Genomic DNA, 11,897 nt, shown 5'->3' on the forward strand with positions numbered 1-11,897 from the left:
CGGGACACCTTGTAGTGCCCGAGCCAAGGCTCGGGCGGCGGCGCACTGCGCCAAATACGGCAGGGCGCTATAGTCCGCCCATGGAACCGACCGCAACGCTGGATCGTGATGTGGCCCACCATGCAGCGCTCGACGCGCGCCTGGTCGAGGCCGTCGGAGGCATCCGCCTGCTCGGCCTGACCAGTTGGCCGGCGACGGTACAGGCACCGTTCCTGGACAGCGTGGCGCGCGGCCAGCCGGTGCTGCCCAAGGTCGACTATCCGCGATTGGATTTCAGCGAGGAACGCCGCGCGCTGGCTGCGATCTCTGCCGACTGCGACGACAGCCATCCGCTGGGCCACTATGTACGGCAGTCGGCGCAGAGCTGGGACCTGGCCGCGCAGTTGCTGGAAGGGCTGGGCACTGCCGCCGTCGACACCTGTTCGGTGCAGCTGTTCGGCGCTCCCGAGCAACCGCTGCCAGGCAACGGCCCGAGTACGCGCGAAGCGGCGCGGCACTTCATCCAGATCGCCGCCGAACTGGACCACGAACTGCTGGCGCCGGAAGAGCAGGTGCCGGTCTCGGCCATCGCCCTGCAACTGCAGCTGCAGAACGACCTCGATGCGTTCTTCGAATCGCGCATCATCCAGGTGCAGCTGGACCCGGAGCTGGTCTCCAAGGCCGCCGCCGGCCCGACCCGCATCCGCCTGCGCACCAGCGCGCGCTTCAGCGCTTACGATCGCGCGCAGCTGTTCCATCACGAAGCGCTGGTGCATTCGCTGACCGCATTGAATGGCCGCGAACAGCCGGTGCTGCCCAGCCTGGCGTTGTCCTCGCCACGGGTGACGGCGACCCAGGAAGGGCTGGCCACGTTCGCCGAGCAGATCACCGGCAGCATCGATATCGAACGTCTGAAACGCATCAGCCTGCGCACCGAGGCGATTGCGATGGCACGCGAGGGGGCTGACTTCATCGAGGTGTTCCGCTACTTCTGTGATGCCGGGCAGAACGCGGAAGAAAGCTTCGCTTCGGCGCAGCGCGTGTTCCGCGGCGTGCCACCGAGCGGCGGCCTGGCCTTCACCAAGGACACGGTGTACCTGCGCGGTCTGGTGTCCGTGCATACGTTCTTCCGCCACATGCTGGCCGAGGATCGCCTGCAGGTGTGCCGCTGGTTGTTCGCCGGCAAGATGAGCCTGACCGATGCGATTGCGTTCGCGCCGTTGTTCGAGGCCGGCGTGTTGAAGCCGCCGCGCTGGCTGCCGCACTGGGTGAGCCGGGCGAATGGACTGGCCGGCATGCTGGCGTTTTCGCTGTTCGCCAACCGGATACGGATGGACCAGCTGGCGCCGGAATGAAAGGCGTTGGCGGGATGATGCGCTGGCGCCTCGATTGATATCGCTGGGCAGCGGTGGCGCACCCTGGCCAGGACACGCCGTAAACCCATCCATGGGGGCTCGATCGGCGCATCCATGCGCCTCACGGTCCTGGCCAGGGTGCGCCACCGCCGCCAGACAGTTTCCCGCGCGGGCGGCAGCACATCACCGCGCCGAAGGGATTGCGCTTGAAAAGCTTGAATAGCGAAGAGCCGGGCATTGCCCGGCTCTTCGCTTTTTGCTCTTGCTTTCCATTGCCTCCGCGCCGGCGCAGGAAATTGTCGAGCGAGGTGGGACGGGCCGAGGCAGGACACGCCGCAAGTACGTCCCTGTAGGCTCGGTCGGCGCATCCATGCGCCTCACGGTCCTGCCTCGGCCCGTCCCACCTCGCCCAGCTGCGGTACTGATGCGCCGCAGCGCCCGCTTCTGACTTAGAACTCCGCCGCCACCGTCATGAACACCTGCCGCGGCGCGCTCGCATGGATCGCATACCGCGTGCCCTTCGGATCGGTCGGCGCGAACGAGCTCAGCTGGCCGGCATAGCGCTTGTTGGTCAGGTTGGTCGCGTTCAACGACACCCGCACGTTGCGCAGGCCCAGGCCCGGGCCGAAGTCGTAGCCCGCACCGGCGTCGAAGGTGGTCACGCCCGGCACCGACTGGTCGTTGGTGTAGGTGTAGTAGCGCTTGCCGGTGTACTTGGCACGCAGGCTGGCGAAGAAGCCGTCGCGGCTCCAGCTGATCTCGCTGGAGGCCATGCGCTGCGGCGTATCCACCGTGATCTTGCCGGCCACCGGCACGATCGCGCCGCCCGAGGTGTAGTCATCCTCGTAGGTGGTCTTGTTCCAGGACAGCGCGTTGTACCACTGCAGGCCGTCGATCGGCTTGAGGATGAACGTCAGCTCGGCACCGTGGCTCTTCACCGAACCGACGTTGATGAAGCGCGTCACGCACTCCGGGCGCGTGCCCACTTCGATGCTCGAACACGGGTTCAGTGACAGCAGGCGGTTGTCGAACTTGACGTTGTAGGCGGCGATCGAGGCTTGGTACTTCTCACCGAAGGTGCGGAAGCCGGCTTCCAGGCTCTTCGACTTCTCCGGCTCCAGGCCGGCGCTGGCCGCGAACGATTCCGGTGACACCTGCAGCGGGCCACCGCTGCCACCACCGACGAACGCGGCGATGTTCTCGGCATACGAGGCGAACAGCTCGTTGTTGGCGTTGAGCCTGAAGCCCAGGCCCACCTGCGGCAGCACCGATTCCTTGGCGGTCAACGTGCCCGAGGCGATGCTGGTTTCCACGCCGGGCTTGGCGGTGGCGCGCATGCGGGTGTTCGGGCTCTTGATGCCTACGTCCACGGTCAGGCGCTGATCGAGGAAGCGCATGCGGTCCTGCACGTAGAACTGGCGCGTGCGGATATCGAAGTCCTGGTTGAACAACAGACGGTCCGGGTTCTTCAGGTACAGGTCGTCCAGGAACGGGCCGCTGATGTAGTAGAAATTGCGCGAGACGTTATGGTCGTTCTGCTCATACCACAAGCCGGCTTCCAGCTCGTGGATGCCCACCGTCCACGACAGCGCGGCGGTCAGGCCATCGCGGTTGATCGTGTAGTTGGTGCTGCGGATCGAGATCGGCAGCATCTTGTCGGTGCCCGGGTAGGACGGCTGGCCCGGTGCCCACCAGTGGCCCTGGCCACGGTTGTCATGGTGGTAGGCCAGCAGCTTCAGGCGGCCCTGCTCGCCCAGGCGCAGATCGGCGTCGACCGAGTACAGGTTATCGTCACGCAGCGCACGGCTCTGGTAGTAGGCATCGTCGATGCTGTTGACGCCGCCGCTGAACGCGCAGCGTGCCTTGTTGTAGGTGCCCGGCGCGCAGTAGGCGGCCGCCACGGCGCGGTCCCAGTCCGGCGCATAGATGTTCCAGTCATAGCCCAGGCCGCGTGCCAGCATGTCCTTGGACAGGTAGGCGTAGTTGGCCTGGCTGGCGCGCGAAGTCGCCACGAAGGCGCCGAAGCGCTGGTCACCCACGTTCCACACCGCCTTGGCGTTGAACTGGCGGGTAGTCTGGTTCTGGTACGGCGCGGCCCACATGTCTTGGTCCTGGTGCACGCCGGAGACATAGGCCGAGAAGCCATTGATGTCGCCGGTATCCACGCGCAGGTAGCCGCGGCGCTGGTTGTTGTCACCCACGGTGACGCTGGCGCGGCCGCCGAATTCGGTGGACGGGTCCATCGAGAAGTACTGGATGGTGCCACCGAGATTGCTGGTCGAGGCAACACCGAGCGATCCGATGCCCTGCGACAGTTCGGCGCCGGCCAGGTTCTCGGCGATGATCGCGCGGGCGATGCTCAGGCCGTTGTAGTTGCCGTAGCTGTTGTCACCCAGCGGAATGCCATCGAGCGTGTAACCGAGGCGGCTCTTGTCGAAGCCGCGCAGGCTGATGGTCTGCGACTCTTCGTTGGCGCCGAAGGCGTCGTTGGACTGCACCGACACGCCCGGCAGGCGGTCGAGGATCTTCTGGCCACTGGTGCCCGGCGGCAGCACCTGCTTGTCGACGGCGGTGATGCGCTGTACCTGGCGGGTCTCGCCCTGGCCGATCACGGAGACGGTATCCAGCGTCTGCGCGCTCAGCGCGGCTTCGGTGCTGGCGTTGGCGCCGGTGTCGGCCACGGTGGCGGCATGTGCGCTGGCGGCGGCGGAGAGCGCGATCGCCACGGCGATCGTCAGGTGTCGGGTCTGCATGGTGGTCCGTTGCATTGGGGGTGGTCACCGGCATGCGTGCGCGGTGCATGGCCACTATGCGAACAGAACATGAAACCTTCTTTACGAAAATCCAACGAACGAGGCACTGCAATCGAGTCGTGGTGTGCGCGGCCATGGCGCGGCTCAGTGCCGGCTCAGTTCGACCAGCCGGTCGGCCTGCATCTCATCGGCCATCGGCAACGCCGCCGGTGTTGCCGCCAAGCGCAGCGCGGGCAACAGCATCATCGCGATGGTCCAGCCCCAGCGCTGCATGCGCGCACTTCCGGTGCTTGGCTCGTTGCCCGTATAGCACGGGTGCGGTGCAGGCAGAAAAAAGGGGCCGGATTCCCCTCGCAGGCGAAGGTTCTCCGGCTCCGGCGCACTCCGTGGGGGAGGGCTTAGCCCATGTACAGGCCACCATTGACCGGATAGTCGGCACCGGTCACGTACGAGGCTTCATCCGAGGCCAGCCAGGCGCACAGGCCGGCCACCTCCTCGGGGCGGCCGAGGCGGCGCACCGGTACCGAAGCCGCCAGCCGGTCCAGCACGTCCGGCGGGAAGCTGCTGATCGCCTGGCTGGCGATGTAACCCGGCGACAGCGTGTTGACGGTGACGCCGCGCGAGGCGACTTCGGCGGCCAGCGCGCGGCTGAAACCGTGCATCGCGGCCTTGGCGGTGGCGTAGTTCACCTGGCCGATCTGGCCCTTGTGGGCGCTGACCGAGCCGATGTTGATGATGCGGCCCCAGCCCCGGGTGGCCATGCCATCGACCACCTGCTTGGTCAGGTTGAACAGCGAATTGAGGTTGGAGGCGATCACCGCGTTCCAGTCTTCCACCGTCATCTGCCGGAACAGCAGATCGCGGCTGCCGCCGGAATTGTTGACCAGCACGTCCACCTCGCCGACCTCGGCACGCACCTTGGCGAACGCGGCGCTGGTCGAGGCCCAGTCGGTGGCGTTGCCTTCCGAGGCGATGAAATCAAAGCCCTGCTCGCGCTGCTCGCGCAGCCAGTTGGCTTTGCGCGGCGAGTTCGGCGCGCAACCGGCAACCACGGTGTGGCCGCTGCGGGCCAGGCTCTGGCAGATGGCAGTGCCGACACTGCCCATTCCACTGGTGACGTAAGCGATTCGAAGCGTCATTGCAGAAGGCTCCTTGGCAAAGGGTCAGGCGGCGAGGGGATACAGGCCAAACAGCAGGCTGCCGATCATCAGCAGCATCGAGATGGCGATGGCCCACTTCAGCGTGAACTTCTGGTGGTCGGCGAATTCGACCTTGGCCAGGCCCACCAGCAGGTAAGTAGACGGCACCAGTGGGCTGAGCAGATGCACCGGCTGCCCGGCCAGCGAGGCGCGTGCCATTTCCACCGGAGTGATGCCGTAGTTGCTCGCCGCCTCGGACAGGATCGGCAGCACGCCGAAGTAGAACGCATCGTTGGACATGAAGAAGGTGAACGGCATCGATGCCACGGCGGTGATCACCGCCAGGTACGGGCCCCACGATTCCGGAATCACGGCGAGGAAGCTGTGCGACATCGCTTCGACCATGCCGGTGTTGTTGAGGATGCCGGTAAAGATGCCTGCGGCGAAGATCAGCGACACCACCGACAGCACGTTCCCGGCGTGGTTGACCACGCGGCGGCGCTGTTCGGCCAGGTTCGGGTAGTTGATCACCAGCGCGATGGCGAAGCCGACCATGAACAGCACCGGCATCGGCAGCACGCCGATGATCAGCGCGGTCATCAGCGCCACGGTCAGCGCCAGGTTCACCCACAGCAGCTTCGGGCGCTTGATGTCTTCGGCGTCCTCCACGGTCGGCAGCGCATTGCTGTCATCGGACATGCTGCTGTCCATCCAGCTGCCACCCTTGGGCAGGGTCACCACGCCGAGGCGGCGGCGTTCCTTCAGCCCCAGGTACCAGGCCAGCAGCAGCACGCCGGCACAGGCGATCACCATGGACGGGATCAGCGGCACGAACACATCCGCCGGGTCCACGTGCAGCGCGGTGGCCGCGCGTGCGGTCGGGCCGCCCCACGGGGTCAGGTTCATCACGCCGCCGGCCAGGATGGTCACGCAGGTCATGTTCAGCGCGTTCATACCGAGGCGCTGGTACAGCGGCAGCATCGCCGAGACGGTGATCATGTAGGTGGTAGAGCCATCACCATCGAGCGAGATCAGCATCGCCAGCACCGCCGTGCCGAGCACGATCTTCATCGGATCGCCCTTGACGAAGCGCAGGATCACCCGCACCAGCGGGTCGAACAGGCCCGCATCGATCATCACGCCGAAGTACAGGATGGCGAACATCAGCATCACGCCGGTGGGCGCGATCTTCTTGATGCCTTCCAGCATCATCTCGTCGATGCCGGCGCCGAACCCGCCGATCAGCGCGAACAGGATGGGGATGGTGATCAGGGCGACAAGCGGCGACAGGCGTTTGCTCATGATCAAGTACATGAACGTAATGACCATGCCAAAGCCGAGGATGCTCAGCATCATCTGCGGACTCCTTGCGAAAACAGGACGTGGGGGAGTGGAAGGGCCCCGGGCGGCGTGCCCGGGAATCCGGGCTTAGAAGTCGTACTGCAGGCGGCCGGTGACCGCGCGCGTGCGATCCACCGTCACCCCGGCCAGGCGGTCGCGGTTGCGGCTTTCGATGACATTGAGCATGAAGCGCAGGTTGTCGCGCAGGTACCAGTTGCCGCCCAGCGTCCAGGATCCGGTGCTGCTACGGCGCAGGTCAGGCGCGCCATCGAGATGCTGCGCGCCCCACATCTGGTCATAGCGCAGCGCTACTTCGAAGGCACCGGCCTTGTGGCGGATGTCCTTGATCCGTGCGAAACGGCCGGTCTTGCGGTCATAGGCGCGGCTTTCGCCGGTGACGAACCAGCTGACCATGCCGTAGGCGGCCATCACGTCGCCACGCTGCGCGCCGTCATCGAAGGTGGCACCGCTGAACTCGCCCTGCCACGACAGCGGGCCGCGCACCTGCGCGTACTCCAGCGACCACTTGTTGACGTCGGTATCGCGGCCGGCGGAGAAGTCGACCAGGGTCAGGCGGCTGTTGTCGGACAGGTGGCCGGCCGGGCGCGGGCGGATCTTCAGGCCCGGCACGCCATTTGCGCCGGGGTTGTCATAGGCCTCGCGGGCCAGCGACAGGCCCAGGTGCAGCACGTCGCCATCGCTGGGAGAGGGCGCCCAGGTGACGCGGCCACCAGCGGCGCGGCCCTTCACCTGCCAGGCATCGATGCTCTCCAGGCTGTAGACGCTGGCCGCCCAGGTGAAGTCCCCCGGATTGGTTTGCCACGACGCGCCCAAACGGTACAGCGGCGCCAGCGTGGTGCCGGCGTTGCCGCGCTCCAGGAAGCTGCCGTAGTTGGAGCTGGTGCGGTCATCCAGCGAGAAATACTGCTTGAACTGGCCGACCGTCAGCTTGCCGGCCTTGCCGAAGCTGCGGCTGAGGTAGACGTCCTTGGCCTCGACGCGGTCGCCGGAGAAGTCCGCTTCGGCCTTGTAGTCGACCACGAAGAACTTGCCGGATACGTCGACCCAGGCGCGGCGGATCTCGGTATCGTCCTTGTTCGGCGTGCCACGGTTGTCGTTGTCGAAGGTGGCGAAGTCCAGGTGCAGGCGCCCCCCCAGGGTGGCGGTGACCGGACGGTCGTCTTCGGCAGCGAAGGCCGGCGCCGACAAGGCTGCCAGCGCCATCATGGCGACAGGACGCCGCCAGGCAAACGTGAATTCCACAAACCCTCCCAGGTGCGCGCCAGGCGCGCGGCAATCGTGGGCACCGGACGGTGCGCGGCCGCAGTCTGGGTCGCCGTAGCTGTCATCGTCCTGTCAACGGTTTGTGCGGTGCAGCGTAAACCAGTGCCCGGCGGGCGGACCGTGCGCCATGCGGTAGCATTCGCTTCCCCTCCCACCGTTGTGCCCATGCGCCTGTTGCTGGTCGAAGACAACCCGGACCTGGCCGATGCGATCATCCGTCGCATGCGTCGCAGCGGGCATGCGGTGGACTGGCAGGCCGATGGCCTGGCCGCCGCCAGCGTGCTGCGCTACCAGAGCTTCGACCTGGTGGTACTGGATATCGGCTTGCCCAAACTCGATGGCCTGCGCGTGCTGGCCGGTATGCGCGAGCGCGGCGACAGCACGCCGGTACTGATGCTGACCGCACGTGACGGCATTGAAGATCGCGTGCAGGCGCTGGATGTCGGCGCCGACGACTATCTGGGCAAGCCGTTCGATTTCCGCGAATTCGAAGCGCGCTGCCGTGTGCTGCTGCGGCGCGCGCGTGGCCAGGCCAGCGAAGTGGTGCAGATCGGCGGCTTCCAGTTCGACAACGCCGCGCACCGGGTCAGCCTCGATGGCGAGGCGATCGAGCTGCCCAACCGGGAGTACCGCCTGCTGGAAATCCTGGTCGGGCGCCTGGGCCAGGTGGTGGGTAAGGACGAGATCGGCAACGGCCTGTTCGGCTTCGATGACGAAGCCGGGCCGAATGCCATCGAGCTGTATGTCGGGCGCCTGCGCAGGAAGCTGGCCGGTGCGCCGCTGCGCATCACCACCGTGCGCGGCGTTGGCTATCTGCTGGAAGCCAGCGACGGCAGCGCCGACGCCGATGGCTGACGCGCGCGCTGCGACTGCGGCACCGGGTTCACTGCGGCGCACGCTGTTGTTGTACCTCGGTGCATTGCTGGCGGTGTTCGCGGTGGCACTGTTGTTCGCCGCGCGCGACTACGGCCAGCGCGCAGCAAACCGCTCCTACGATCACCTGCTGGTGTCCTCGGCGCTGTCCATCGCCGATTCGGTGGCGCTGGTCGACGGCCAGTGGCAGGTCGATCTGCCGTACGCGGCGCTGGATCTGCTGGCGATGGCCCCGGAAGATCGCGTGTTCTATCGGGTCGCCGACAACCGCGGCGGCCTGATCACCGGTTATGGCGATCTGCCGGCGCCGCCGCGTCGGCCCGGTACGCAGCCGCAGCTGTTCGATGCCGCCTACAGCGGTGAGACGGTGCGCTTTGTGGTGGTCAGCCGCAGCTTCGCTGCTGCCTCGGCGCAGGGCGAGGTGCAGGTGCAGGTCGGCCAGACCCGGCGTGCGCGCGAAGCCGTCGCACAGGACATGGTCAATCGCGCGCTGCTGGCGATTGGGGTGCTGTCTGGCCTGCTGCTGGCGCTGGTGGCGTTCGGCGTGCATCGCGCGTTCCGGCCGCTGGTGCGGGTTGAGCGCGAGCTGTCGCGGCGCGAACCGTCCGACCTGAAGCCGCTGGACGCGCGCGTGCCGCGCGAGATGGACCAGATGGTGGCTGCACTGAACCGCTTCATGGAGCGCTTGTCCAGCAGCAATGAAACGCTGCGCGCGTTCATGGCCGAGGCCGCGCACCAGATGCGCACGCCGCTGGCGGCACTGCGCGCGCAGGCGCAGCTGGCACTGGATGATGATGATCCGGACGACATGCGCCGCAGCCTGCAGGCGATCGAGCGCAACGCCACCCATATGAGCCGCCTGCTCAACCAGCTGCTCAGCGACGCCAGCGTGATTCATCGTTCGCACCTGCAGCGCTTTGCCGCGGTGGACCTGGCCGAGACCGTGCACCAGGCCTTGCATGAAGCCCTGCCGCAGGCCGGCCCGGCACCGCGCGTGCAGCTGGCGATGACCGCCGAGCCGGTGCAGGTGCACGGCGACGCGCTGCTGCTGCGCGAGGCGATCAAGAACCTGGTCGACAACGCGCTGAAGTATGGCGGCGACGGCCCCTTGCAGATCGCATTGACCGCCGAGGGCGGGCAGGCGGTGCTGACCATCGCCGACCATGGCGCGGGCATCGCGCCTGCCGATGCCGAACGCGTGTTCGAACGCTTCGCGCGTGGCGAGGGGGCACCCTCTGGCGGTGCCGGGCTCGGCCTGGCCATCGTCAAGCGCGTGGTCGACAGCCACGGCGGCCGCATTGATCTGAGCAACCGCCCGCAGGGCGGCCTGGTCGCCACCATCCGCCTGCCCCGGAGCAGTTCATGATCCGCCTGCTTGCTGCCGTCGTCATCCTGCTGTTGGCGTTGCCGGTGCTGGCCGCGCCGGGCGACGTGCGCCGCTTCCCGGCGCAGGGGGCCGCGACGGCGCAGTTGCGCATCCACGGCACCACCGACATCGAAGTGTTCGCAGTGGTGATCGCCGATTACCAGCGCCTGCATCCCGGCACCGAGGTGGTGTACGAGGACATCATCACCCAGGACCTGTACACGCGTTACCTGCATGACCGTGCCGGGCCGGCGTCGCCGGACCTGCTGATCTCGAGTGGCATGGACCTGCAGACCAAGCTGGTCAACGATGGCCATGCGTTGCCACATCGCTCGGCGCAGACCGCCGCGTTGCCGGCCTGGGCGCAGTGGCGCAGCGAGGCCTTCGGCATCAGCTACGAGCCGGTGGTGATGGTCTACAACACCCGTGCGCTGAGCGCAGCGAAGGTGCCGCACACGCGCCGACAACTGCTGGACCTGCTGCGCGCGGAAGGCACGCCGTTGCGCGGCAGGGTCGGCACCTACGATATCGAACGCAGCAGCGTGGGTTACCTGCTGGCGACCCAGGATGCCCAGCGCGGCAGCATCGCCGGCGCGCTGCTGGGCGCACTCGGCGATAACGACGTGGTGCGCGAGGAGCGCACCGGCGTGCTGCTGGACAAGGTGACCAGTGGCCAGCTGTCGCTGGTCTACAACGTACTGGGGTCCTACGCGCAGGCGCGCATCGACGCCGGTGCGCCACTGGCCATCGTCGAGCCCGAGGACTACACGCTGGTGGTGCTGCGTACCGCAGTGATTCCGCGCACCGGCCCGCACCCGGAAGAAGCCCGGCGCTTCCTCGACTACCTGCTGTCAGCGCGGGGCCAGCAGGTGCTTTCACGCGAGGCACGGCTGATGCCGATCGTGACCGGCAACGCGCGCGGCGACGACGCCCCCGGCCGCAGCCGCCGCCCGATCCAGCTCGGCCCCGGCCTGCTGGTGTACCTGGACGCACTCAAGCGCCGCCAGTTCCTCGACGCCTGGCGCAGCAGCGTGGAGCCGGCAGGGCGCTGATGCCCTGGCAGCGCCGGCCAATGCCCAGCGTAGGCCGTTTGCTGCCCGTACAATGGCCGCATGAGCGAATACACCATCCTGATCGCTGACGACCACCCGCTGCTGCGTTCGGCGGTGGTGCAGTCATTGCGGCAGAGCCTGCCGCTGGCGCAGGTGCGCGAGGTCGCCAGCGCCGAAGCACTGGCTGCGGCGCTGGACGCACAGCCCGATGTGGATCTGGTGCTGCTCGACCTGACCATGCCCGGCGCACACGGTTTCTCAGCGCTGCTGCACGTGCGCGGTTCGCACCCGGACATCCCGGTGGTGATCCTGTCGTCCAACGATCATCCGCGGGTGATCCGTCGTGCCCAGCAATTCGGCGCCGCCGGTTTCATCCCGAAGTCGGCCCCGGCCGAAACCATCGGCGAGGCGGTGCAGGCGGTACTCGATGGTGGCCTGTGGTTCCCGGCGATGGCCGCCGAGCGCTCCGAGGCCGACGCGCTGCTGGCCAGCCGCCTGGCGCAGCTGACGCCGCAGCAGTTCCGGGTGCTGCTGTGCCTGGCCGATGGCCTGCTCAACAAGCAGATTGCCTATGAGCTGGGCTTGGCCGAGAACACGGTGAAGGTGCATGTCACCGCGATCCTGAAGAAGCTCGAATGCCACAGCCGCACGCAGGCGGCAGTGCTGGTGAAGGCGCTGGAGCCCGAAGGCGATGCGCGCGCTGGGATGGATGGCTGATCGCGGCAAGGCATTGAATTGACTCGTTAACAGGTCGT

At 67.1% G+C, this 11,897-nt stretch carries 10 protein-coding genes; 5 read left to right on the forward strand and 5 right to left on the reverse strand.

Features of this window, described 5'->3' with window-relative positions:
• Positions 1 to 80: 80 nt before the first annotated feature.
• Entirely contained in the window at positions 81 to 1,334 is a 1,254-nt protein-coding gene (locus QZ853_RS09490) for a flavohemoglobin expression-modulating QEGLA motif protein (RefSeq protein WP_295572319.1), read from the forward strand.
• Between the two features lie 449 nt (positions 1,335 to 1,783).
• Here QZ853_RS09490 and QZ853_RS09495 read toward each other — a convergent pair whose 3' ends face one another.
• From QZ853_RS09495 to QZ853_RS09515, 5 genes are all read right to left on the reverse strand, one after another.
• Positions 1,784 to 4,087, reverse strand: coding sequence for a TonB-dependent receptor (locus QZ853_RS09495; RefSeq protein ID WP_295572322.1), 2,304 nt, complete (start codon positions 4,085 to 4,087; stop codon positions 1,784 to 1,786).
• Between the two features lie 144 nt (positions 4,088 to 4,231).
• Positions 4,232 to 4,360 (reverse strand): hypothetical protein, encoded by a 129-nt coding sequence (locus QZ853_RS09500; RefSeq protein ID WP_295572325.1) that lies wholly within the window; start codon positions 4,358 to 4,360, stop codon positions 4,232 to 4,234.
• Positions 4,361 to 4,485: 125 nt separating this feature from the next.
• Positions 4,486 to 5,226: an acetoacetyl-CoA reductase gene (gene phbB, locus QZ853_RS09505; protein ID WP_012481221.1), complete on the reverse strand. Its 741-nt coding sequence runs from the start codon at positions 5,224 to 5,226 to the stop codon at positions 4,486 to 4,488.
• A 24-nt stretch (positions 5,227 to 5,250) separates the two neighbouring features.
• Positions 5,251 to 6,579, reverse strand: coding sequence for a CitMHS family transporter (locus tag QZ853_RS09510; RefSeq protein WP_295573469.1), 1,329 nt, complete (start codon positions 6,577 to 6,579; stop codon positions 5,251 to 5,253).
• A 75-nt stretch (positions 6,580 to 6,654) separates the two neighbouring features.
• On the reverse strand, positions 6,655 to 7,794 hold the full coding sequence (locus QZ853_RS09515) for a porin (protein WP_295572328.1): 1,140 nt from the start codon (positions 7,792 to 7,794) through the stop codon (positions 6,655 to 6,657).
• A gap of 222 nt (positions 7,795 to 8,016) precedes the next feature.
• Here QZ853_RS09515 and QZ853_RS09520 point away from each other — a divergent pair, with 222 nt between their 5' ends.
• Genes QZ853_RS09520 through QZ853_RS09535 form a run of 4 tightly spaced genes read left to right on the forward strand, consistent with a single transcriptional unit; the run spans position 8,017 to position 11,859 of the window.
• Entirely contained in the window at positions 8,017 to 8,706 is a 690-nt protein-coding gene (locus QZ853_RS09520) for a response regulator transcription factor (RefSeq protein ID WP_295572331.1), read from the forward strand.
• On the forward strand, positions 8,699 to 10,090 hold the full coding sequence (locus tag QZ853_RS09525) for a sensor histidine kinase (RefSeq protein ID WP_295572333.1): 1,392 nt from the start codon (positions 8,699 to 8,701) through the stop codon (positions 10,088 to 10,090). Before QZ853_RS09520 ends, QZ853_RS09525 begins: the two co-directional genes overlap by 8 nt.
• Positions 10,087 to 11,142, forward strand: a complete 1,056-nt coding sequence (locus tag QZ853_RS09530; protein WP_295572336.1) for an ABC transporter substrate-binding protein — start codon at positions 10,087 to 10,089, stop codon at positions 11,140 to 11,142. Before QZ853_RS09525 ends, QZ853_RS09530 begins: the two co-directional genes overlap by 4 nt.
• A gap of 60 nt (positions 11,143 to 11,202) precedes the next feature.
• Positions 11,203 to 11,859, forward strand: coding sequence for a response regulator transcription factor (locus QZ853_RS09535; RefSeq protein WP_099820992.1), 657 nt, complete (start codon positions 11,203 to 11,205; stop codon positions 11,857 to 11,859).
• Positions 11,860 to 11,897 lie beyond the last annotated feature (38 nt).

The sequence above is a fragment of the uncultured Stenotrophomonas sp. genome (assembly GCF_913778665.1).
In the GTDB taxonomy this organism is placed as follows: Bacteria; Pseudomonadota; Gammaproteobacteria; order Xanthomonadales; family Xanthomonadaceae; genus Stenotrophomonas.

Bases quoted from the DNA above. Each gene is read 5' to 3' on its own strand.
- QZ853_RS09490 (WP_295572319.1), top strand. From the start codon at position 81: ATGGAACCGACCGCAACGCTGGATCGTGATGTGGCCCACCATGCAGCG.
- QZ853_RS09495 (WP_295572322.1), bottom strand. From the start codon at position 4,087: ATGCAGACCCGACACCTGACGATCGCCGTGGCGATCGCGCTCTCCGCC.
- QZ853_RS09500 (WP_295572325.1), bottom strand. From the start codon at position 4,360: ATGCAGCGCTGGGGCTGGACCATCGCGATGATGCTGTTGCCCGCGCTG.
- phbB (WP_012481221.1), bottom strand. From the start codon at position 5,226: ATGACGCTTCGAATCGCTTACGTCACCAGTGGAATGGGCAGTGTCGGC.
- QZ853_RS09510 (WP_295573469.1), bottom strand. From the start codon at position 6,579: ATGCTGAGCATCCTCGGCTTTGGCATGGTCATTACGTTCATGTACTTG.
- QZ853_RS09515 (WP_295572328.1), bottom strand. From the start codon at position 7,794: ATGATGGCGCTGGCAGCCTTGTCGGCGCCGGCCTTCGCTGCCGAAGAC.
- QZ853_RS09520 (WP_295572331.1), top strand. From the start codon at position 8,017: ATGCGCCTGTTGCTGGTCGAAGACAACCCGGACCTGGCCGATGCGATC.
- QZ853_RS09525 (WP_295572333.1), top strand. From the start codon at position 8,699: ATGGCTGACGCGCGCGCTGCGACTGCGGCACCGGGTTCACTGCGGCGC.
- QZ853_RS09530 (WP_295572336.1), top strand. From the start codon at position 10,087: ATGATCCGCCTGCTTGCTGCCGTCGTCATCCTGCTGTTGGCGTTGCCG.
- QZ853_RS09535 (WP_099820992.1), top strand. From the start codon at position 11,203: ATGAGCGAATACACCATCCTGATCGCTGACGACCACCCGCTGCTGCGT.